The following is a 23,279-nucleotide window of genomic DNA, read 5'->3' as shown; positions in this document are numbered from 1 at the left end:
CAAAAAGAATAGTGATCTTCAGAATAGACATAACAGGCTTTATCAATCCCACCATGATATTTTCTGTCAATCACATTGTCATTTAGAACAACTTCAGAACCTAATGTTATTTGCTGTGTTGATGATTTAAAGATACCAGTCTCAATTAGTTTGTTTTTCCATTCAACTTCTTGTTTATCACCAATGTTAACTGAAACTATCTCCATATGCAGTTTTATATTGAACGTATTTTGATTATTTTTTTTCTTAAAATAATGTGATAAATATATAAAAAATAGAGTTTTTCATGTTATATTTATCGGGTTAATTAACCAATTAAAATACAGATTAGAGCATGAGTGAAATAGCAAAATTAGAATTAGAAGGTAAAACGATTGAATTACCAGTTATTGAAGGTACTGAAAATGAAAAGGGAATTGATATCTCAAAGTTAAGGGCTCAAACGGGTTACGTAACCATTGATAGAGGTTTTAAAAATACCGGTTCTTGTACAAGTGCTATTACGTTTTTAAATGGAGAAGAGGGTGTTTTAAGATATAGAGGTTACCCAATAGAGCAATTAGCAGATAAAGCCTCTTTTTAGGAGGTATCATATTTAATATTAAATGGTGAGTTACCGACTACGGCGCAATTTAAAGCTTTTAAAGAAGAAATCAATCACCACACTTTGGTGCATGAGGATATGAAAAGGTTTTTTGAAGCATATCCCGCAAAGGCTCATCCAATGGGTGTTTTGGCGTCTATGATTTGTTCAATGTCAACTTTTTATCCTGAATCTCAAAATCCTAATAGAGACGAAGAGGCATTTAAATTAACAATCCACAGATTGATCGCTAAGTTACCTACATTGGCTGCTATGGTGTACAAAAATACTGTGAGACATCCATTTATGTACCCTAAAAATGATTTAGGTTATATTGAAAACTTTATGCACATGACTTGGGGTATGCCAACTGAAGAATATAAAGTTGATCCAGTAATTTCAAATGCATTAAACAAACTATTAATATTACATGCAGATCATGAGCAAAACTGTTCTACATCTACAGTACGTATTGTAGGTTCATCACACGCAGGATTATTTGCATCATTAGCTGCTGGAATCTCTGCACTTTGGGGACCATTACACGGAGGAGCAAACCAAGCTGTATTAGAAATGTTAGAAGCTATTCGTCAAGATGGTGGAGACACGAAAAAATACATGGCAAAAGCAAAAGATAAAAATGATCCTTTCCGTTTAATGGGATTCGGACACAGAGTATATAAAAACTTTGATCCAAGAGCAACTATCATTAAGAAAGCTGCTGATGAGGTATTAGGAGACTTAGGAGTAGAAGATCCTATCTTAGATATCGCTAAAGGATTAGAGCAAGAAGCATTGATAGATCCATATTTTGTAGATAGAAAATTATATCCAAATGTAGATTTCTACTCAGGAATTATTTACAGAGCTATGGGAATTCCAACAGAAATGTTTACGGTAATGTTTGCTTTAGGACGTTTACCTGGATGGTTTGCTCAATGGAGAGAAATGCGCTTACGCAAAGAACCAATTGGACGTCCACGTCAAATATACATTGGAGAAAACTATAGAGGTTTTAAAGAAATCTCAGAAAGATAACAGAAAAACACACCACTAAGCTTCATAGGTTCAAAAACTGTGAAGCTTTTTTACTATACATACAACACCCCCGAATTACATGTTAGAATTATACGTAAACGACGAAACTTCTAAACTAAAAGTAGTTGTCTTAGGAACTGCTGAAAGCTGTGGGTCTACACCAGAAGCAGAAGATTGTTACGATCCAAAATCAAAACAACACGTACTTGCAGGAACGTATCCTTTGGAAAAAGATATGGTTCCTGAAATGGAAGCTGTCGCTGCTGTCTTTGAAAAATACGATGTAAAAGTATTTAGACCAAAAGTCATTGAAGATTATAATCAAATATTTTCAAGAGATATTGCTTTTGTAATAGAAGACAAATTCGTCAAGTCAAATGTATTACCAGATCGTGACCGAGAAATAGATGCGATTCAGCATGTAATTAATCAAATTAATCCAGAAAATGTCATCACATTGCCAGAAGAAGTACATGTTGAAGGTGGTGATGTTATGCCTTGGGGTGATTATATTTTTGTAGGGACTTATTCGGGAGAAGATTATCCAGATTACATTACGGCACGCACCAATACAGATGCCGTTATTGTGTTACAAGAATTATTCCCGAACAAAACAGTAAAATCATTCGAACTTCGCAAATCCAATACAGAACCAAAAGAAAATGCATTGCATTTAGATTGTTGTTTTCAACCTATAGGAAAAGATAAAGCAATCCTGCATAAAAATGGTTTCTTAGTGGAAGAAGAATACAATTGGTTGGTTAATTTCTTTGGAAAAGAAAACATCTTTGAAATTACAAAAGATGAAATGTACAACATGAATAGTAATGTATTTTCTATTTCACCAGAAGTAATCATCTCAGAACAAAACTTTACACGTTTAAATGAGTGGTTGGAATCAAAAGGATTTACAGTAGAAAAAGTTCCGTACGCAGAAATTGCAAAACAAGAAGGTTTATTACGTTGTAGCACAATGCCGCTCATAAGAGAGAAGTAAGGTTTCTTTTTTTTGTGGACTAACTCCAAAAATTAGTCTATATGTGGAAACATTGTATGCGAATCGTTACTTTTACAAGTATTTTAAGCTGTTCTTATCACGGAATAGCACAAGGTTCTATTAGTGGATTTTACAATAAAAAAGGAATAGCAACACTCGTACTTGGAGCAGGTTTTGAAGATTCAAAAAACTATTTTATCGGAAGAGAAAAAAGTGATTTAAGTAGAAATCTTTACAGCATTTCTATATTTGGAGTCTATGGAATCAGTGATAGATTGAATGTACAAGCTTCATTACCATATCTGTCAAGCAATCATCAAAACGGACTTCAAGATGCACAAATTTTTGTAAAATATCGAGTTACACAAATATCCTACGAAACTGGAAAACTAGAACTATCATTCGCAGCAGGATTTTCAACAAATGTAAGTGATTATCGTTCAGGAGGACTCAATGATTTAGGGCAACAAGCAAAAATTCTAGATACACGAACTTTACTTCATTATCAAAAACAATCAGGCTGGTTTGCAAACATACAAAGTGGTTTTTCCTTTAAGTTTGAAGAAGTACCTAACAGCTTTCCATTTACATTCAAAATATGAAAAGCAAGTGACAAAAGTTACTTTGATTTTTGGTATGACTTTCAACATGCGTTTGGAGGTATTGACTATCGCAGTACGCCAAGACCACAGAATTTCAAAGAATTTGGTGTTAGCTATCACAAAGTAGGAGGAACATATCACTTTCCAATATCAAAAAAATCAGGAATTTATATAGCGCCTTCGTACACCATTTCAGGAAGAAATGTATTTCAAGGTTTTGCATATCGTGCAGGACTTACGTATCAACTTTAATAACAAGTCTTTATCTAAATTTTGATCTTCTTTTGAATTGTCTTAGCTCTAGTTTTTACAACGATATGTCCTAACACAATGAAAAAACAAGTATTATTCCTTATTATTTGCTTCTTAAGCTTCTCGGTTTTTGCTCAAGATGCCATTACAACTGAACTTCAAAATGCATATCAGCAAAGACAATACGATGCAATTATCGCAGAGCACGCTGCAAAAATAAACGAATATCCAGCAAAGGCTATTTACTATGTTGGTATGGCGTACTACATGAAATCTGACGATCAAAATGTAATTAAATTAATGGATATGTCAATAGGTAAAGACAATTCAGATCCAGATGCGTATTACATCAAAGCAATGTCGTTAAACTACATGGAGCAATACCCAAAAGCAATCGAGGCATTCAAAACGGCAATTAAACTAGACGATGCCAATGCTAATTACCACAGCGGACTTGGAGATTCATATCTAAATACAGGAAAATATGAGTTGGCTTTAAGCGCGTATACTGCAGCTACAGAAAAAGAAAATCACCTAGACAGACCGTATGCTATGATTCCTCAAATTTATGCAGAACTTGGAAAGTCTGAAAAAGCATTAAAAGCATTTTACATCTCAAAAGAAAAAGTATCAAAAGAATCGAGTTCGTACATTACAGCATTATACAACATAGGACTTTACGAATATTTAAATGAAAATTATGAAGCTTCTGAAAAAGCACTCACGGAACTTGTGACCTTAGCTCCAGAGGACTTTCAATCCTACACAAAACTCATTCAAGTTTTTTACGCAAAAAAAGAATATGACAAAGCAAAACCTTATGTTGAAAAACTATACAAAGCTTATGAACAAGGAGTCTTAAAAGGCGTGCTAAAAAATATGTTTTGTTTTGATCAATTTGTATGGAAGGACAAGCGAATATTAGCCTATGAAAGATTTGCTGAAAAAGAAGGAGAACTTTATTACAAACATGTTTTTTATGTAACAGGCAAAGATGGAAACAGTGAGTTTACCATTCAAACCGAAAACTCTCCAATTTCCATAGAAATGGGCGGCCCTAAATATATCCTTGGAATGGACAAAGACGGAACACATTCAACGTTTAAATATGGATTTGAAAAGGACTTTAATTATGTGGACTTAAAGAAAACGGTGCTTGTAGTTTTAGAAGGAAAAGTAAAGCCAAGTGCTAGTTCTACCAAAGTAAAAAAACAGTAGTACAGTACCTCTTAAAAAATCAATATAAAAAAGGTATAACTAGTATTTGTTATCTCAGTTTTTATGTAATTTTACAACATTAAAAACAACAACAAAAGTTAGCTATACATAATGCAACAAATTACCAATACAATTCTAATGGTACGGCCGGTTGCGTTTCGAATGAACGAACAAACCGCCGTAAATAACTACTATCAAAAAGTATTAGAAGATTTATTACCAGAAACGGTACAAGCCAAAGCAGCACAAGAGTTTGATGACTATGTAGAAAAACTAAGAGCTATTGGTGTCAATGTCGTTGTAATTCAAGATACAAAAGAACCTGATACGCCAGATTCAATCTTTCCAAACAACTGGATTTCATTTCACGAAAATGGAAATGTAGGATTGTATCCAATGTATGCCGAAAATCGACGTCAAGAACGTAGAGAAGATGTATTGATTGAACTTGAAAAGGCAGGTTATCACATAGAAAACATTGTAGATTATACATCTGCGGAAGATGAAGAAATTTTCTTAGAAGGAACAGGAAGTTTATTGTTGGATAGAGTGAGCAGAAAAGCCTACTGTGCGTTGTCACCAAGAGCAGATGAAGAACTCTTCATTGAGTTTTGTGAAGACTTTGAATATTCACCAGTAATATTTACTGCAAATCAATCAGTAAATGGCGAGCGAAAAGCAATCTATCATACCAATGTAATGATGTGTCTGGCAGAAACCTTCTCAGTAATTTGCCTAGAATGTATTGATGATAAAAAAGAACGTGAAAACGTAAAAAAACATCTTAAAGAAGATGGAAAAGAAATCATTGCTATCACAGAAGCACAAGTAAACAACTTTGCTGGAAACATGCTGCAAGTAAAAGGAGCAAATGATGAACCTTTCTTAATCATGAGCGCAGCAGCACATCAGTCGCTAACAAAAACTCAAATTGAGGCTATAGAAAAACATTGCAAAATAGTATCTAGTTCGTTAGATACTATTGAAGCCTGTGGCGGCGGAAGTGCTCGTTGTATGATGGCTGAGGTTTTCTTGCCGAAGAAATAGTATATCTCACATAAAAAGTGAAAACATACCAAAGTACATTGAGCATCGTCGAAATGTACTTTTTTTATACACCAAAATGAAAAACGAATCATTGAAGTCTCAGCCTACCAATCAGAAAACACGAATTGAACTTTTAGATGTATATCGTGGATTTGCCATTCTTGGAATTTTTGTGGTGAATATTGTGATTATGAATTCTACCTTCTTAAATCAGGATGAATTTGCATTGCAATGGACAGCTACCATCGATAAAGGCGCAGAAGATATTTTAAAACTATTTTTCTACACCAAATTCTTCCCAATTTTCTCCTTACTTTTTGGATTGGGAATTTCGATGCAAGCGTTGAAAATGTTTGAAAAGCAGCAACTATCCTTTGTATTCTTTGCACGAAGAATGTTTATTTTGTTCTTAATTGGTGTTTTTCATATACTATTTTTATGGTCGGGCGATGTGTTAAACTTATATGCAATTCTGGGATTGTTTACCACATTAATGATCAAACGTTCCAACAAGTTAATACTAACATTGTCAGCTGTTTTTCTATTCTTTCCATTTTATGATCAAATCTTAGGATATATTTTTGAATTGATAAATTATAAACCAGAAATCTATTTAGCTGGACATACAGGTGAAACAGTCAATCAAATCATAAAAAACGGAACTTATCTTGAAGGTATGAAACTTCGAGTTTCAGAATATTTAGCTAATGTTCCTATGTTAGTCGGTTTCCTTGCACCTGTGGCAATATCAATGTTTCTTTTAGGATTGTATTTAGGGAAAAATAAAATCTACAATTCTCTAGATAAATTTATCCAAAAAATCAAAAAACCAATGCTAATCATTGCATTGGTCACAAACATTTACAGAGTATTATTTTTATATGTATTAGTAAATCAAGATATTTTTAGAGTTGCTAAATACCGAGAAATTTTCATCAAAATAATGGTGCTTTCTGATACCTTTATGGGCTTATTCTATTTATGGATTATTGGTTGGCTTTGGTACAACACTTCTTGGAGAAAAATATTAAAACCGTTAAGATATGCAGGAAGAATGGCTTTGACAAACTATATCATGCAAAGCTTTATTGGGTTGATACTATTTTCTTCTATCGGATTTGGATGGTATGAAACCTTGAGTCCATCAGAAACATTAGCCACAGCAATACTTGTATTTATTACACAAATATTCCTTAGTAAACTCTGGTTAACCTACTTCAAATTTGGACCATTAGAATGGATTTGGCGTTGCTTGACATATAAAAAAGTGCTTCCAATAAGAAAGAAAGTAACACCATAAGGTCATCATCAATATTGGTGGAAATTTCTAGTAAATCAATAAAAAAATAGTATAATTTAAGTAAATTTAATACTAAAGAAGCATCTAAATGCAACTGTAAACCATACTATAAAAAATGGCAAAAAAGGTTTAAAAAAGTAAAAAACACGTTGGAAATTGGCAATATCTCCATAAAAATGGTAGATAATTAATGAATACTTTTGTTTTTAACAAACAACCAATTACTTTTATGCACTAGATTGGAATGCCTCGAAACAAGTTCCCTTACATTAGAATAATAGTATCATGCTATCTAAAAAAACAAAATACGGGCTAAAAGCATTAACATACATCGCCAGAAAAGGTGATGATGCTCCTGTATTAATATCTGAAATTGCTACAGAAGAAAATATCTCTAAAAAATTCTTAGAAGCTATCCTTTTACAATTAAAGAACAATGGTTTATTAGGTTCAAAAAAAGGTAAAGGTGGCGGTTATTATCTTATTAAAACACCTGGCGAAATAAAAGTAGCTTCGTTAATCCGAATTTTAGAAGGTCCAATTGCCATGTTGCCATGTGTGAGTTTAAATTTCTACGAAAAATGTGATGACTGTATTGATGAAACAACATGCGGATTACATCACTTAATGTTAGAAGTACGTGATAATATGCTAGCTGTATTAGACAATAAAACCCTAGAAGATCTTACGAGCTTATAAATCTTAATTATCTGCATCAACTTTTCGTTGTTCATTGTTAATAATTGATATCTTTGCATCTTAAATTTTTTGAGATCATGAATATTCAAGAAGTATTAACGGAAAAAGTCAAAGAAGCATTTGAAAACTTGTACAGCGCTGCATTAGAAAATGTAGAATTTCAAGCGACAAGAAAAGATTTTGAAGGTGATATCACAGTAGTGGTATTTCCAATGCTACGGGTAAAAAAAATGAATCCTGCACAACTTGGTGAAGAGCTAGGACAATACTTGGTAGCGAATGTAGCAGAAATCAGTAGGTTCAATGTGGTAAAAGGTTTTTTAAATCTTGTTGTTGACGATTCGTACTATTTAAACTTCTTCGCGAATATTACTAAAAATGATACATTCGGACATGTGACACCAACTGAAGGTGACAGTGCTGTGATGGTTGAATATTCTTCACCAAACACAAACAAACCATTGCACTTAGGACATATCCGTAACAATTTATTAGGATATAGTGTTGCCGAAATTATTAAAGCTGCTGGAAAAAAAGTCTACAAAACACAAATCATCAACGATCGTGGAATTCACATCTGTAAATCGATGTTGGCTTGGAAGCTTTTTGGAAACGGTGAAACACCTGAATCTACAGGCTTAAAAGGAGATAAATTAGTAGGAAACTATTATGTAGAATTTGAAAAAGTATTTCAAATGGAGTTCTCTGAATGGATAAAAACTACGGAAGGTGTTGATAAGGTTGATGAATTTGCTAAGAAGCCTGAAACGCAAAAAATGTTGGAAGAGAAGTTTTCAGAAAAATATGAAAACGGAGAAGACCTTTCAGAAGAAATCATAAAAGCATTCAAGAAATCATTCAAAAATGAATATTTCGCAAAAATAAGTGCTATTGGTGCTGATGCGCAGGAAATGCTACGAAAATGGGAAGCGGGAGATGAAGAAACAGTAGCGTTGTGGAAGCAAATGAACCAATGGGTATATGACGGTTTTGCAGTTACATATATTAACTTAGGGGTTGACTTTGATGCGTTGTATTATGAAAGTGACACCTATCTCTTAGGAAAAGACTTTGTAAAAGAAGGCTTAGAAAGTGGCGTTTTTTATACAAAAGAAGATGGTTCTGTTTGGTGTGATTTGACAGATGATGGCTTAAGCGAAAAAATTGTATTGCGTTCTGATGGAACGGCAGTATACATGACACAAGATATTGGAACAGCAATTCAGCGTGTAAAGGATTATCCAGATATTGGCGGTATGATTTATACGGTTGGAAATGAGCAAGACCATCATTTTAAGGTATTATTCTTAATCTTGAAAAAACTAGGATTCAATTGGTCTAAAAACCTAAGTCACTTGTCTTATGGAATGGTAGATTTACCAGAAGGGAAAATGAAAAGTCGTGAAGGAACAGTTGTAGATGCAGATGATTTAATGGTAGAAATGGCAAAAACTGCCAAAGAAATTTCACAAGAATTAGGAAAATTGGAAGGATATACGGATGAGGAAAAAGAAGCGCTATACAAAGTGATCGGAATGGGTGCATTAAAATATTTTATTCTAAAAGTAGATCCTAAAAAGCGTATTCTTTTCAATCCAAAAGAATCTATTGATTTCGCAGGAAATACAGGACCATTCATTCAATATACCTATGCGCGTATTCAATCTATCTTGCGTAAAGCAGATTTTGACTATTCAGCTGAAATTGGCGGAATTGATATGGATATTCGTGAAAAAGAAATTGTAAAGCAACTACAAGGATATCCTGCAGCAGTACAATTAGCTGCTAGCAATCAAAGTCCTGCGGTTATTGCAAATTACACGTATGATTTGGTGAAATTGTACAATTCATTCTTCCAAAATATTTACATTCTAGGAGAAGAAAACGAAGCTAAGAAAATATTCAGAGTACAACTTTCTAAAAAAGTTGGAGACACTATCAAAGCTGCGTTCGGATTGCTAGGCATTCAGGTACCTGAACGTATGTAAAGTATCATAAAAATTAAGCTGAATTCAATTCAGTATTTCATATTCTGATTCCACTTTTTCTTATTTAAGATTGAGTGGAATTTTTTTTTGTAGACTTTTTGAGAATGTAAGATGTTCTCCTCTTCTTAATTTAAAGAATATCGCAAATAATTTTAGTATATTGAAAGTCATTAACATACCGATTATATGAAAAAATATCTACTCTGTTTTCTTATTTGCGCTAGTTTAAGTGTATATGGATTTTCTCAAAATGACTCGCAAGCTTCTTTGCAACCAGCACAAGATGTCTACTTTATGAAAGGCTCTGATGGATTTCATTATATAAATGACCAATACTTTTATACGATGAAATTTTTAGGTGAAAATGTAGAATACATGGACAATGGAGCATTCAAAATTCAAGATCACCTTATAACACTCATAGAGACTGATTATGATACTTCTATTTATAATAATACCAAAGGAATAGAAGAAGAGAAGAGGGTTTTGCAAGCATATAAAGATGTAGAATTAAAGTATTTTGAAGAATTCAGCGAACAGAAAATGACAGTGAAAGAAGAATTTTTCTCCAATAAAGATGGAAAATTATTTTATCTATTTTCTATGGATATTCCACTTGATAAAGTGAATACGGATGAAGACTATTTAAAACGTATGAATATTTTGTGTTTTATTGTAAATGATAAAATGGCAACAATTAGTTTTCCTTTATTTAAGTCTGAAAATGAAGCTGAAAAAACAGCATATATCAAAGCACTTACCGAATCTGTAGCCATCTTTCCTGCCAATATTGATATAGACTTTCTAAGAAGGCGCGTACTAAACAAAGACAATGAAGATTTAGTAGTTGATGTTGTAGAAGCTAATGTTTCTTTTGTCGTTCCCGATTATTTGAATGTTGTAAATTCTAATGATCCAATGTTGTGGTCAGCAAGTTTTCCAGATGTCAATAATGTCAAAAATGCTGTTGTAATCCGAATGACAGAAAAAACCGAGTTTGATTCATTAGAAGCATTTAATAAAGAAATTTTACCGCAAGGAAAAATGGGAGAAGACGATGGTCGTATGACATTACTTTTAAAGGAAGAGCTTCAAAATATAGGAGAGATCAATGGCAAAAGTATGCGACTTCAATACATGCCTAAAGGTACGATGCGATTGTATCATGCGAAAAAAATGACCTTTGAAACCAAAACGCATTACGGCTTAGTTATGTTCAATGCAACGCCAGATACTTATGAAGGCAATGTCAAACGCTTTGATGAATTTCTAAAAACATTTAAAATACAAACGAAGTAAATATTTTATGCATTCGTATTTATGAAAGTTTTCTTAGTAAAGCATGCAAAAGATAAAATTTATCTCTAAAAAGATTATGTTATATGCTTAACAGTATCACTTTTTTTGTGTTTTAATTTATATCTTCGTTGTCTTTGGGTATGTCTTTAATAAACAACTTTTTATAGTGTTACTAATCGTAGTCAAAATTTCATTTCAATCAAAAACGTATACTTTTTAATTATGATTAAAAAAATAATTCTTCTCTTCACATTTGTGATAGTGTCTCTTGTTCACGGACAACAAAAAAGTAGTGATGATGCTTATTTTACATTAAAACCTACTCTGACTCCTGATGCTAAGTATGTAATATTTAGTTATGAAGGAGATTTATGGAAAGTTGCTTCTAATGGAGGAGAAGCAAGTCGAATAACGGCAATGCAAGGTATAGAAAACCATCCTAGTGTTTCTCCAGATGGAAAATGGTTGGCGTTTTCAAGCAATCAATACGGAAACAATGATGTCTATATAATGCCGTTAAAAGGAGGCAGAATTACACAGCTAACTTTTCACCAAAGTAATGATAGGGTATCTTCATGGAATTGGGATAGTAAAACCATCAACTTTGAGTCAGCTAGATATAATTCCATCACTAATTATACAATTTCCATTGATGGCGAAACACCTAAAAGAACATTTGAGCATTACTTTAATACGGTTCATAATGTAGTGCAACATCCAAAAAAAAAGGAAATATATTTTAATGAATCATGGGAAAGTTCACGTTTTGCGCATAGAAAAAGATACAAAGGTGATTACAACCCTGATATAAAATCGTATGACGAAAAGACCAAAAAATATACGCAGTATACAACATACAAAGGAAAAGATTTTGCAGCAACCATTGATAAATTAGGAAATGTATATTTTCTATCAGACAGAGATAATGGAGAATACAATTTATATAAACTAGAAAATGGTACTCCAGAGCGATTGACTAATTTTTCTACCTCAATTATGTGGCCTAAAGTAAGTGCAAATGGTGAAAAAATAGTGTTTAGAAAAGATTATCAATTGTTCATCTATGATGTTGTTAAAAAAACTACGAAAAAGCTAGACATTAATATCAATACCAATTCAACCATAGAAAAAGAACAGTCATACGATATCAAAAAAGCAATTTCATATTTTGATGTTTCCCCTGATGGAAAAAAGATGGCTTTTGTATCTAGAGGGAAACTATTTGTATCTGATGTAAAAGGAAAATTTGTAAAAGAAGTCGTGACCAATCCATTGGAAGCCGTAAAGGAAGTAAAATGGTTAAAGGACAATAATTCTTTACTATTTTCTCGCTCAGCGAAAGGATACTACAATTGGTTCGTGACGAGCGCAAACGGAAAGTTTAAAACGAAACAACTCACAAAAAGTCCTTCTAATAAGAGGCAAATTACGTTGAACACTGATAAAACCAAAGGTGTATATTTAAGTGGAAGAAATGAAATTTATATCATTGACCTTAAAACCTTTAAAAGTGAATTGGTGGTAACAGACGAATTATGGGGCTTTTATAATTCAAATCCTTACTTTTCTCCTGATGATAAATATATTGTGTACAATGCGTATAGAGATTTTGAAACAGATATTTTTGCTTACGATATAGCTTCTAAAAAAGCGATCAACCTTACCAAAACTAAAGTTTCAGAAACTGGGCCTATTTGGTCTCCGAATGGTAAATATATTTATTCTTCTTCAGAAAGAATAAAACCAAATTTTCCAAGTGGAGGAAGTGGTAAATCTAAAATATATCAAATGGCTTTAGATGCCTATGAAAAGCCGTTTAAAATTGATAAAATAAACGAACTTTTTAACGAGGAGGAAAATAAAGATACGAAGGACAAAGAAGACGATAAAAAGAAAGCAACAACTAAGAAAAAAGAAAAAGTTACAGTGTCCATTAATGAAAAAGGATTGATGGATCGTTTGACAAGGATAAGTCCTAGATTTGGTAATCAAAGCAATATCACAGTTGTGAAAGATGGAGCTAAAATCCATATTTTATACATATCAAATCACGATGAAGGAACATATAAATTGTGGAAAACAACGCTAGAACCTTTTGAAAAAAATAAAACAGTAAAATTAAGCGATACGCCTATGTATGGCTATCAGTTTGTTACTTCTGGGAAAAAACATTATCTCTTATCTGGAGGAACTATCCAAACAGTAGATGTAAAGGCGAATAAGTTAAAGCCAATTACCATAAATCATCGGTTCAATAAATCATTAGCTAAAGAATTTGATCAAATGTATTATGAAGCTTGGGCTGGAATGGAAGAGAATTTTTATGATGAAAATTTTCATGGCGAAAACTGGGAAAAATTAAGAGATGCTTATGCAAAATTTTTACCGTATGTATCTAGCAGAGCAAACCTACGATTGATTTTTAATGACATGCTTGGCGAACTAAATACGTCTCACTTTGGATTTTATTCTTCTGGAAAAGAGGAACAAATATATCATGGAACTAGTACATCAGAAACAGGAATTATTTTTAATGAAAATGATCCGTTTATGATAGAACGAATCGTTTCTGAAGGTCCGACAGATGTAAAAGGAAAAGATCTTAAAAAAGGCGATAGGCTAGTAGCGGTAAATGGTAAAAGAGTAGATGAAAAACTGAATAGAGAACAGTATTTCGCTAACCCAAAATTTAACGCTGAAATTAGCCTGACATTCAGTAGAAATAATATAGAGTTTCAAGTAAATGTACATGCAATTTCGTATTGGAATCTCAAAGATTTAATTTATGATGAATGGCAAGATCAAAATCAAGCATATGTTGATGCAAAGTCAAATAATAAGATTGCCTATGTTCACATGAAAGATATGTCGCAAACAGAACTTACTAAATTTTACTATGATTTGATGAGTGAAGAAGCGTATAAGGAAGGACTAATTTTAGATTTACGCTTTAATACTGGAGGAAATGTTCATGATGCGGTATTGAATTTCTTACGTCAAAAACAATATCTAAATTGGAAGTATCGCGAAGGGAAATTGACAAGTCAATCAAACTTTAATTATGCAAACAAACCCATTGTTTTATTAATAAATGAACAATCGTTATCGGATGCTGAAATGACGGCTGCAGGCTTTAAAGAATTAAAATTGGGAACAATCATAGGAACAGAAACTTATAGATGGATTATTTTTACAACAAGTAAGTCTTTAGTTGATGGTTCTTCATACCGAATTCCTAGTTGGGGTTGTTATACCTTGGATGGTAGAGATTTAGAAATACATGGAGTTTCGCCAGATATATATGTTAAAAAAGGTTTTAAAGAACGTTTAGATGGAGAAAGCCCACAATTAGATAAAGCGATAGAGGTTATTCTGAAAGAGTTGAAAAAATAAAGAAACCTGAATTTATTCTTTCTAGATTTTTATGGTGTGAAGTTGATTTTTTATTAAATAGTCAACAATGAGTTGTATGTCGGTTTGTACTAGTTTACCAAATTCCATACTTTCAACTTCGTGTATCAATTGCATTGCATCAATGGTATCGGAAACATCGAGTAGGACAGAAGGTGTTTCTAGAACATCGTAAAATCTGATAACTTCATTCCATTCCTTGAGTATTTGGATGTATCTTGATTTGTCTTTGTTCCAATTGTCTAACAATTTCGAAGCTAAAAAATCGAATTCTTCTGGACGAATTAAAATTCGCCCATTGCTATCAATGGCTTCTATAATAATATAATCATCAAAAGCACCAAAAGGTGGGTTTTTCTTTGACCAGCTTGTTCTGAGTTTGTTCATTTACCCTCTATATCCAATATTTTCTTTCCTAAATTCAAATTCATCACAGAGATGTGTTTCTTGAACATATATAGGATTTTGATTGCCTAGAAGTCGAAAATAACTTTCTTTGTTTTTGATTTTTAGATATTTATCCTTGGAGTTTTTAAAGCATAGCATGTCTCCAAAATGATCACTTCCGTATGGACTATAGTCAGAATAATTACATCCATAACAATTTTTTATAAAATGAGTTTCTTTAATTTTTTCTTTTAACTTGTCAAATAGGTTTTCAAATGAATCTCCCATTATTGAATGATCTATTTCATTGAGGGAGTAATCATATTGAAAAACAGAATATTCTTCAGGACTAAAATTTCCTAACAGTACAGTTAAGTTTCCATTTACTTTATGTATTTGAAACGATTTTTTATCTACTATTTTTAATTGTAGTATAAATTGAAATTTACAATTAGTGAGTTCTTTAATAATTTGTTTAGTGCCAAATACTTCGTAGTTATAAAAAGAATATCTATGCAATTGTTCTTTAGTATAGTAATCTTCATTTTGTAATTCCAACCCATCGAATGTAGCTCCATTAAATAAAATGCCTTCTAAATTTAATTCAATTGTATAATTTTTTGAGAGGTCAAAATCTTCTGAGAAATTATTTTCAATACTACCTTTTATTGTTCCAAAAGTATCTTCATATATAGTATTATATTTCATTTTTACAGATGAACATTTTTTATAAATTTAATAACAAATTCAATCATCTCAATATTTCATAAGATAAAAAACACTTCACCTAAAAACCACAAAAAAAACTCAATTTGAACTTTCCGTAAGCACTAATTTTTTTGAATAGACCAGGTTTAACAATTGCATTTTAGTTTTCATTTGGAGTAAAGCAGAAAACTGGAATTCAAGACTTTTAATAATAAAGACTGTATTACTCTTCGTTAATTCTAAGTCACTCAATCTTTCATACAAACTATCAGACAAATTTTCATTGTGAGTTTCCTTCATGTGAGCCAAATAATTAGCAAATGTCATATCTTTAAATAAGAGTTTATCTGCAGCGTTTGCTTTTAAAATATAATTCTCTAGGTCAAGTTGAACTTCTTCTGATAATTTCTGGGTTGCTTTAAATTGTACTTCTAAAGGATCAGTCTCTACTACTACTTTTTCTTCTTTTGGTTTAGAAAAGAGACGGTATTCAAAAGCAACAATAGCGATGATTAATATAAGGGCTAAAATTCCAATAGTTATTTCCATGCATTCTAAAATTATGATAATATAATTAAAGATCAAAACTGCTTATAATTTTTTTAACATGAATTACAAAACTCAGCTATTTTTCTGTTAAAGCAAAGAATTAAGTTTGCATTATACGTAACTTAAAAATCTAAACGAAAACTCAAATTAGGCGTAATACCGAGTGCGCGATTTTGAATTTGAGAAACCACTTCGTTGTCTAAATTGTAATATTCATTCAATACATTTTGCTGATCGAATACATTCCAAACTGACACGCCGATTTTGGAATAGATTTTTTTCTTTTTAGAGAGTATCAAACGATAAGTAGAAGAAAAATCCGTTCTAAAATAGTCTTCTAAAGTTGAAGCATTTGGCGAATTGTAATTGATGACACCATTTTCAACTGATGGCATTCCAATACTTGTTGTTGGTCTTCCAGTACGATAATAGCTTCCTAAAGAAAACTCAAAATCGTTCCAAGTATAAGTTGCTCCAAGTGTAATGTTGTGTGTAATATCTATATTGTTTGGAAATGGATTTCCATTATTCAGCGAGGTAAACGTATATTCGTTTTTACTTAATGTGTAACTTAACCACGTATTGAAATCATGCCATTTTTTATTGAATAACAAGTCAATTCCATACGTTTCATAACTGCCAACAGCATTGACAAATTGAAACTGATTTTGAAAACCTTGACTTCGTGTAGTAATTCCATCTACATCTTTTATATAAGCTTCGGCAGTAATCAATAAGTTGTTTTTATTGTATTGAACACCAATAGAAGCTTGCTTACTTTCAATTAAAGGAACTGAGGTTCCGTTTGCCAAAGTCCAACGGCGTTTTTCAATACCTAAAAAATCGTTCTGTAAATCGATAACTTGTGAAATGGCTTGACTTTTATATTCTCCCAATACCAACACGCTAAAATAATTAGAAAATTGCTGTCTAAAGTTCAAACGTGGTTCAAAGCGAAACTTGTCAATCTTCCCATAACGATTTCCGCGAACACCAAATGTTAACATCGTGCGATAACTATCCGAGAAATAATGAACCTCTGAATACAAGGCGTGATTTCGCATCACATCTTTTCGGTCGCTACGAAACTGTGGATTGCTTACATCTTAAATATTTGTGATTCCAATCTCTGAAAACTGATAGCCACCTTCTATGGTGAAATTTTCATCGATACGATATTTTGTATGCAATTTAATCGCACTATCTGCCAAATCGTTTTCTTGAAACAAGCGTTGATTATTGGTGATGTTATAATTGGTGGCTTCCAAATTATAATTGGAAGTATACAATTGTATTTGCGAACTAAACGCAGGATTCCATTCACGATTATAGGTCAAACCTGTAGCCAAATTTCGTTGGGTAATTCCACTATTTACCGATCGTGGAATATTGTTTAATGTCGCATTTTCGGTATAACTTAAGTCATTAAAAATATTCAAAAAGCTAAACTGTAGATTGTCTGTCTTAGAAATATCATAAATGAACTTTGTACTCATATCATAGAAATAAAAATCTCTATTGGTGGTGGTCGTACTATTGGTTTCCTGATTGTTATTTGTAATGTCAGTATCTTGAAAAATACGATCAAAATAAATAGCGTAGGTTGGCGTTTCTATCAAATCAGTAATGGCACGACGTGTAGAAACTTGCACTTCCATTTTTTTATTGAGCTGTACTTTGGCGAAACCATCTACATGAATCAAATTCATTCCAGCACCAGCGATCAATGAATCGTTTACATGTTCATCCAATTCCATTTGAACCATTCCAGAAACACCATCACCATATTCCGCACTAGTTCCGTTTTTTGTAACGGTTACTTTCTTTAAAAAATATGGATTAAATGCAGAAATCAACCCGAAAAAATGTCCAGATTGATACATTTTAATATCGTCCCAAAGCAAGATATTTTGATCGTTGGTACCTCCGCGAATATTGATATTAGAAACGGTTTCATTAATACTAGAAATTCCTGGTAATGCTTGAATGGTCAGTAAAACATCAGGTTCTGTTACGCCAGGAAGAATACTAAAGTTTTTTGGTTTTACGGTAATTTGTCCAGTTCTATTTGTAGAAATTCCAGAAGCAATATACTCGGTCAAATATACTTCGTCCAATTCCTGAATTTGATCTACAAAAACAGTAATGGCAATATAGCGTCCGTTAATAGTGGTAAAGCGTAAATTCGTTTCTGATTCAAAACCTTCTAGTAAATCTTTCAGAGGTACATTTTTTTCTCTAGGAGTTACCAAAACCGTATCTAACGTATTGTCTACATACGAAAAAACGACATCAAACTGTTTTTGAATGTCGGGTAATAATTTGGACAGTAAAATTTTATTCCCTTGATTTTCTTGAGCAATAATGCATTGAAAACTAAGAAAGAAGCAAAAAAAAGTGAAAAAAGTGAGTACGCGTTTTTTAATCACGTTTTAGAATAATCGAGTTTTGTTTCTTTTGATACTTTAATTTCAACGGCATCGTAATCGCTTGTAAAGCTGCATCAATATCGGAATGTGTAAAACTTCCTGTCACTATTTGAGAAGTGTCAATATTGTTGGCTTTCACAGTTACATTATACTGTCGTTCAAATTCTTGGATAACTTCCTGTAAAGGTAAACTTTTAAAAGAACTTTCGTTGTGTATCCAAGTAGGTTCTTTTCGATTTTCTTCTTCGTTGCGGAATTCTTTCCCATCAAGTATCAAATAACGTTGTCCTGGCTTTAGAACAACACTCGTATCATTGTATGTAACTTTCACAGAACCTTCGTAGCAAAACACTTCAAACAAGTCGTCTCGTTGTTTTACATTAAATTCAGTTCCTAATACAGTTACAATTCCATCATCTGTGATTACGTTAAAAGTCTTGCCTTTGGCTACTTTAAAATACGCTTCACCGTCTAAATTTACTTCACGCTTTTCTTCCCAAGCATCTTCGTCAAATGACAAACTTGAAACTGCGTTTAAGGCAACTTCTGATGTATCAGGCAATTTCACTAAAGTCTTATTTGCCGCAATTGTTTCGTGCGTTGTTAGCGTTGGTAATGTTGCATAAAGGTATGTACCAAATCCGATAACTAAAATTGCGGCAATTTTTAGTAATGGCTTGAACCATGAAGTAGGTTTTGATGTGTCTTTTCTTGTAGTCGTTACAGTATTGTAGGCAGCATCTACATCAACTTCAGGGGCTTTAAAATACTGTAAAGCAGATTGCATCTTGGTCAATTCCTCATAATCTTCAAGCTGTTTAAAAGCTTCAAATTCCTCAGGAGTTAACGCATGATCCAACCATTTTTGTATTAAATCTTCTCGTCTCATATATCGTTACTTATCTATATAACAACTTACTATCAAAAATTCCCACCCATTTTTAAATTAAATATACTTTTTTTCAAATTTTTACGTTTAACACTAGCATTTTCCAAAACCCAAAATCAAAGTTCCTTAATCTCTTCACGCAGTTTACCCAACGCTCTGTAAATACGTTTTTCGACCGCTTTACTCGAAATGCCTAAAATAGCAGCAATTTCTTTATGACGTTTTCCTTCTATACGATTCATTAAAAATGCAGTACGTTCTGATTCAGTCAAATTTTCAATGGCACGCTCTAATTTTTGTAAATATTCTTGCTCTTGCATTAAAAATTCAGGACTCTCATTGGTATGTGATTTCGGCTTAATTTTTTGGTGTTGTAGTACTACTTTATGATGTTTTACTTCGTTTAGCATCATATTATTACCAATGGTAAATACATAACTTTTGGCTTTTTCAGGTTTTACCTTTCCACAGTTCTGCCAAAGTTTACTAAATGCTTCTTGAGCTTTATCTTCCGGATTTAAATAATCGCCAAACTTATAGTACAAATACGAATACAAGCTTTGATAATGTTTCTTGAAAAAACTAGAAAACATCATTTCGTTACATATATTATCTTGTAGGGATTTTGGCATTTTTGTTGGCTAAATAATTGCTAGGTTCAAATTATGTATTAGAACATCGTAATTCAGTCTTGTAATAGATTTTCTAATGCAGAATTTGGGTTAAAAGTAAACATAAATTTTTTATTAATAAAGGTGGGAATTTTGTCGTTTCAGTTGTTTTAGTAATAGCATACTAAAAGAGTAGAGTATGTAAACTTGCTGAATTTATGAATAGAATTGCCCTAATTAAAGTTGTAAAAATGGTGTTTTCGCTTTGCGCGATATGCCTCAGTTTCCAAGCTTGCCAAGAGGAAAGAATACAAACTACTGAACCTGATACACGAGCTACTTTGGTAGCCAATACAACTTTACCACGTTTAATGGAACGTGTAACCTTATTAGATGGTTCTACAGATAATTTTATAGACAATGCCAATTGTTTCTTGGTTGATTTGCCAGTAACGGTGACAATCAATGGTGTTACAAGTACTGTAAATAGTACCAGTGATTATCCTGTAATTCTTGAATTGTTAAGTCAGTCTGATAACAATTCTGTCGAAATTACCTATCCAATTACAATAATTTTAAGTGATTATTCGGAAGTTACTGTTGAAAATGAGGAAGAATTGATTGCGCAGATTTCCAATTGTTCAGGACCAAATCAGCCAGATATTGATATAGAATGTATCGACTTTCAATATCCGTTTAGTATCGCCATTTTTAATGTGAATTTTGAAGTCATAGAAACTCAAAATATTACGGATGACGAAACATTGTTCTATTTTTTAGAAACCTTGGCGGATGGAGTAGTGGCGAGTATTAATTATCCCATCAATTTAATTAAAGCGGACGGAACTGTAATTTCTGTAAATAGTAATGATGAATTAGAGGCTGCGATTGCTTTAGCGGAAGATACTTGCGATGAAGATGATGACAACAATTATAATGATGCTGATTGTACTGAAGAACAAATCACAGCTAATTTGATAAACTGTTTTTGGAGAATCACCAATTTTGTAGGAAATACGGAGTTAGCGTATGAATTCTATTTTGATGAAGATGGTTCATTTACATTTTCTACAGATCCAAATGGAGCAGAAAATACAGGAAATTGGGAAGTCACAGTTGAACAAGGAAATTTAGTATTGAACGTTAGTAATATTGATACCGAATTAACCATGCTTAATGGTTCATGGATCATTGATGAATGCAGTGAAGATCAATTACTATTGCATAGCGGAAATCAAGAAATCACCTTGCAAAAAGTATGTGAGAATGCTACACCTTTTGAATGTTTTGAAAATATGCAAATCACTTTTTGTGACGAAGAAAATCCGTTTGATGGTTTTGTGGCAATGGACTTAGAAGCATTATTCATTAACAATGTAAGTTGTACACAAGAGTATACCTATTCATTTCATATTACAGAATCAGATGCAGTAGCAAGCACAAATCCACTTTTAAGCCCATATACAAATACGTCACAAGTAGAAACCTTGTATTTGCGAATTCAAGATTCAGTAGGTGTTTTTCAAATATATACAATTACAATTTCTGTAGAAGACTGTTGTACTAATGATATTGTGCTCACAGATGATATGATTTTATATATGCCATTTGCTAACCAAACCAAAGATTTAGTGAGTAACTGGGAAGCTTCAGGAAATTATAATTATGTCTCTGACCGATCAGGAAATAGTTCTTGTGCAATTTCTTTTGATGGAAATGAAACAGTAGAAATTCCTATAACGAATAACAATCAAATTGTGCAAGGAGACGCATTTACCGTGAGTTTATGGTTTAAAATGCAAAATACAGATCCTTCTAATTATGAGATTTTATTCCAAAAAGGAAATACTGTTAGTGAAGGTTTTCAAATTAGTGTATTTGATTTAAATACGCCTGTATTCAGTGATGCAGATTCTGGTTATGGTTTATGGGATGATCCATGGAATACGGATCCAGATTTGCCAACAGATACAACCAATTGGCATCATTTAGTAGTTACTGTTGATAGTAATAATACGGTACGTTTATATCGCGATGGTGTACAGCGAAACGTAGACGAAAATGCTGCTATTGATATTGGAAGCACACCATTAATGAATTATATGTTAGGAAATGGCTTTGAAGGTCATTTGGATGATATCAGAGTATACAAAGTTGCCTTAAATCCAAACCAAGTTACAACGTTATACAACTTGGAAGCCGATTGCAACAATTGTTTATAAAGTTTTAAAAAGTTAAGTGTTTATTTAAGTTAGTTTAGTGACTATCGTAAAAAGCTGCCTTTCGTTGAATTAGGGCAGCTTTTTTGCATTATAGTTGTCTAAAAAGACAAGCGAACCGAAGTTCGCTTGTTTGTTAATAATTCTATTTAGTTTAAAACATATCTTTATTTGAACCTAGTTCAGGTTCAGAGTATGTAAACACTTATTTTTTTACAAATTTTTCAGTACTAATAACGCTAGTTTCAGTATCTATAATTTTTAATATATAGATACCATTTGATATGTGAGAAACATCAATATTTGTTTTTTTACTTTCGAAAAGCTTTTTCCCTTGCAAGTCATATATTTCTGCTTTTAAGAAGGAAGTTGCTTCCATGCTAATATTTAAAACAGTTGTTACAGGATTGGGATATATGGAAAATATTGTCTTTTCAACTTCTGGTCTACTTAATGTAGCAAAATTGAATGTACTCATTCCAGATACCGCTGCTGCATTTGGATCTACAACATTTACAAATTGAGCCATTCCATTATCGATCATATCTGCTTGCATAAATGATTTTAATGGTGTAACTGTAGTTGCTAATGCTGAATTATTTTCTAGTATCTTTAATTCTCCACTTGTTGGGTTTCCATTTACCGTGAATGTAAATATATTAGAATTTATTGCTGCAGATGGAGCAGGCAATGCTACTGGACTTCCTAATGTTTCTGTAACTAAATATCCATCTAGTGTTGGCTGTGCTACATTAGTTCCATCGAAAAAAGTAGCGCTTGCTGCGTTTCCTAAAGAAGTTGTCGATCCTGTGTTTATTGTAACTCCATCTGGTAGAATGATGGTGAATCCGTAACTCTGAACAGAAGTCGTAAAGTTATTAGCGCTTGCATTTGGTACAGCTTGTACTGTGAAACTGTATCCACTATTATGTGCCAAGGTATATGTATATCCATCTTGGGCAAAAATTTCATTTGCATAGTAATTGAATACAAGAAGGAAAAGGCTGAGTATTTTAATTTTATTCATAATATAAATCTTATCTGATAGGATGT

General features: G+C 32.5%; 17 protein-coding genes and 3 pseudogenes. 11 read left to right on the top strand and 9 right to left on the bottom strand.

The genetic code is table 11. The features are described 5' to 3' along the window. Positions 1–206, bottom strand: a pseudogene (locus tag MK119_RS20995) (MOSC domain-containing protein); the annotation flags it as partial. A gap of 128 nt (positions 207–334) precedes the next feature. Here MK119_RS20995 and MK119_RS20990 point away from each other — a divergent pair. The 10 genes and pseudogenes from MK119_RS20990 (at position 335) to MK119_RS20945 (ending at position 14,416) form a co-directional block, all read left to right on the top strand. Beyond that, a pseudogene (locus MK119_RS20990) lies at positions 335–1,621 on the top strand (citrate synthase). A 79-nt stretch (positions 1,622–1,700) separates the two neighbouring features. Further along, positions 1,701–2,618, top strand: a complete 918-nt coding sequence (locus MK119_RS20985) for an arginine deiminase family protein (RefSeq protein WP_290683053.1) — start codon at positions 1,701–1,703, stop codon at positions 2,616–2,618. Between the two features lie 41 nt (positions 2,619–2,659). Beyond that, entirely contained in the window at positions 2,660–3,220 is a 561-nt protein-coding gene (locus MK119_RS20980; protein WP_290683051.1) for a transporter, read from the top strand. A 330-nt stretch (positions 3,221–3,550) separates the two neighbouring features. Beyond that, on the top strand, positions 3,551–4,690 hold the full coding sequence (locus tag MK119_RS20975) for a tetratricopeptide repeat protein (protein WP_290683049.1): 1,140 nt from the start codon (positions 3,551–3,553) through the stop codon (positions 4,688–4,690). A gap of 111 nt (positions 4,691–4,801) precedes the next feature. Further along, complete coding sequence (ctlX, locus tag MK119_RS20970) at positions 4,802–5,737, top strand: citrulline utilization hydrolase CtlX (protein WP_290683047.1); 936 nt, start codon at positions 4,802–4,804, stop codon at positions 5,735–5,737. Between the two features lie 76 nt (positions 5,738–5,813). Next, positions 5,814–7,037, top strand: a complete 1,224-nt coding sequence (locus MK119_RS20965; protein ID WP_290683045.1) for a DUF418 domain-containing protein — start codon at positions 5,814–5,816, stop codon at positions 7,035–7,037. Between the two features lie 285 nt (positions 7,038–7,322). Beyond that, complete coding sequence (locus MK119_RS20960; protein WP_290683043.1) at positions 7,323–7,736, top strand: Rrf2 family transcriptional regulator; 414 nt, start codon at positions 7,323–7,325, stop codon at positions 7,734–7,736. 77 nt (positions 7,737–7,813) lie between these two features. Continuing rightward, complete coding sequence (gene argS / locus MK119_RS20955) at positions 7,814–9,724, top strand: arginine--tRNA ligase (protein ID WP_290683041.1); 1,911 nt, start codon at positions 7,814–7,816, stop codon at positions 9,722–9,724. Between the two features lie 186 nt (positions 9,725–9,910). Beyond that, positions 9,911–11,023 carry a hypothetical protein gene (locus MK119_RS20950; protein WP_290683039.1) on the top strand — a complete coding sequence of 371 codons (1,113 nt, stop codon included), beginning with the start codon at positions 9,911–9,913 and terminating at the stop codon, positions 11,021–11,023. Between the two features lie 222 nt (positions 11,024–11,245). Beyond that, complete coding sequence (locus MK119_RS20945) at positions 11,246–14,416, top strand: S41 family peptidase (protein WP_290683037.1); 3,171 nt, start codon at positions 11,246–11,248, stop codon at positions 14,414–14,416. A 21-nt stretch (positions 14,417–14,437) separates the two neighbouring features. Here the strand turns inward: MK119_RS20945 and MK119_RS20940 are convergent, their stop codons facing one another. The 7 genes and pseudogenes from MK119_RS20940 to MK119_RS20910 all read right to left on the bottom strand — a co-directional run bounded on the left by MK119_RS20940 (position 14,438) and on the right by MK119_RS20910 (position 20,028). Next, a complete protein-coding gene (locus MK119_RS20940; RefSeq protein ID WP_290683035.1) occupies positions 14,438–14,821 on the bottom strand; it encodes a hypothetical protein in 384 nt (127 codons plus the stop codon). Further along, complete coding sequence (locus MK119_RS20935) at positions 14,822–15,529, bottom strand: DUF6304 family protein (RefSeq protein WP_290683033.1); 708 nt, start codon at positions 15,527–15,529, stop codon at positions 14,822–14,824. Between the two features lie 99 nt (positions 15,530–15,628). Next, a complete protein-coding gene (locus tag MK119_RS20930) occupies positions 15,629–16,078 on the bottom strand; it encodes a hypothetical protein (protein WP_290683031.1) in 450 nt (149 codons plus the stop codon). 122 nt (positions 16,079–16,200) lie between these two features. Further along, positions 16,201–17,160: pseudogene (locus tag MK119_RS20925) on the bottom strand (TonB-dependent receptor); the annotation flags it as partial. A 24-nt stretch (positions 17,161–17,184) separates the two neighbouring features. Beyond that, complete coding sequence (locus MK119_RS20920) at positions 17,185–18,507, bottom strand: TonB-dependent receptor (protein ID WP_290683027.1); 1,323 nt, start codon at positions 18,505–18,507, stop codon at positions 17,185–17,187. Then, entirely contained in the window at positions 18,500–19,396 is an 897-nt protein-coding gene (locus tag MK119_RS20915; protein WP_290683025.1) for a FecR domain-containing protein, read from the bottom strand. The genes MK119_RS20920 and MK119_RS20915 overlap by 8 nt, the downstream gene beginning before the upstream one ends. A gap of 116 nt (positions 19,397–19,512) precedes the next feature. Then, positions 19,513–20,028, bottom strand: a complete 516-nt coding sequence (locus MK119_RS20910) for a sigma-70 family RNA polymerase sigma factor (RefSeq protein WP_290683023.1) — start codon at positions 20,026–20,028, stop codon at positions 19,513–19,515. Between the two features lie 197 nt (positions 20,029–20,225). Between MK119_RS20910 and MK119_RS20905 the strand changes: the two genes are divergently transcribed. Further along, positions 20,226–22,229 carry a LamG domain-containing protein gene (locus MK119_RS20905; RefSeq protein ID WP_290683021.1) on the top strand — a complete coding sequence of 668 codons (2,004 nt, stop codon included), beginning with the start codon at positions 20,226–20,228 and terminating at the stop codon, positions 22,227–22,229. A gap of 202 nt (positions 22,230–22,431) precedes the next feature. Here MK119_RS20905 and MK119_RS20900 read toward each other — a convergent pair whose 3' ends face one another. Then, positions 22,432–23,253, bottom strand: a complete 822-nt coding sequence (locus MK119_RS20900; protein ID WP_290683019.1) for a T9SS type A sorting domain-containing protein — start codon at positions 23,251–23,253, stop codon at positions 22,432–22,434. Between the last annotated feature and the right edge of the window lie 26 nt (positions 23,254–23,279).

Origin of the sequence: Kordia sp., assembly GCF_022447245.1 — a bacterium.
GTDB lineage: Bacteria > Bacteroidota > Bacteroidia > Flavobacteriales > Flavobacteriaceae > Kordia.
Note: the sequence above shows the minus strand (reverse complement) of the source record. Positions and strands in the feature narration are given on the sequence as shown.

Bases quoted from the DNA above. Each gene is read 5' to 3' on its own strand.
- MK119_RS20945 (WP_290683037.1), top strand. From the start codon at position 11,246: ATGATTAAAAAAATAATTCTTCTCTTCACATTTGTGATAGTGTCTCTT.
- MK119_RS20960 (WP_290683043.1), top strand. From the start codon at position 7,323: ATGCTATCTAAAAAAACAAAATACGGGCTAAAAGCATTAACATACATC.
- MK119_RS20985 (WP_290683053.1), top strand. From the start codon at position 1,701: ATGTTAGAATTATACGTAAACGACGAAACTTCTAAACTAAAAGTAGTT.
- MK119_RS20935 (WP_290683033.1), bottom strand. From the start codon at position 15,529: ATGAAATATAATACTATATATGAAGATACTTTTGGAACAATAAAAGGT.
- MK119_RS20915 (WP_290683025.1), bottom strand. From the start codon at position 19,396: ATGAGACGAGAAGATTTAATACAAAAATGGTTGGATCATGCGTTAACT.
- MK119_RS20980 (WP_290683051.1), top strand. From the start codon at position 2,660: ATGTGGAAACATTGTATGCGAATCGTTACTTTTACAAGTATTTTAAGC.
- MK119_RS20975 (WP_290683049.1), top strand. From the start codon at position 3,551: ATGAAAAAACAAGTATTATTCCTTATTATTTGCTTCTTAAGCTTCTCG.
- MK119_RS20940 (WP_290683035.1), bottom strand. From the start codon at position 14,821: ATGAACAAACTCAGAACAAGCTGGTCAAAGAAAAACCCACCTTTTGGT.
- MK119_RS20965 (WP_290683045.1), top strand. From the start codon at position 5,814: ATGAAAAACGAATCATTGAAGTCTCAGCCTACCAATCAGAAAACACGA.
- argS (WP_290683041.1), top strand. From the start codon at position 7,814: ATGAATATTCAAGAAGTATTAACGGAAAAAGTCAAAGAAGCATTTGAA.
- MK119_RS20905 (WP_290683021.1), top strand. From the start codon at position 20,226: ATGAATAGAATTGCCCTAATTAAAGTTGTAAAAATGGTGTTTTCGCTT.
- MK119_RS20900 (WP_290683019.1), bottom strand. From the start codon at position 23,253: ATGAATAAAATTAAAATACTCAGCCTTTTCCTTCTTGTATTCAATTAC.
- MK119_RS20910 (WP_290683023.1), bottom strand. From the start codon at position 20,028: ATGCCAAAATCCCTACAAGATAATATATGTAACGAAATGATGTTTTCT.
- MK119_RS20930 (WP_290683031.1), bottom strand. From the start codon at position 16,078: ATGGAAATAACTATTGGAATTTTAGCCCTTATATTAATCATCGCTATT.
- ctlX (WP_290683047.1), top strand. From the start codon at position 4,802: ATGCAACAAATTACCAATACAATTCTAATGGTACGGCCGGTTGCGTTT.
- MK119_RS20950 (WP_290683039.1), top strand. From the start codon at position 9,911: ATGAAAAAATATCTACTCTGTTTTCTTATTTGCGCTAGTTTAAGTGTA.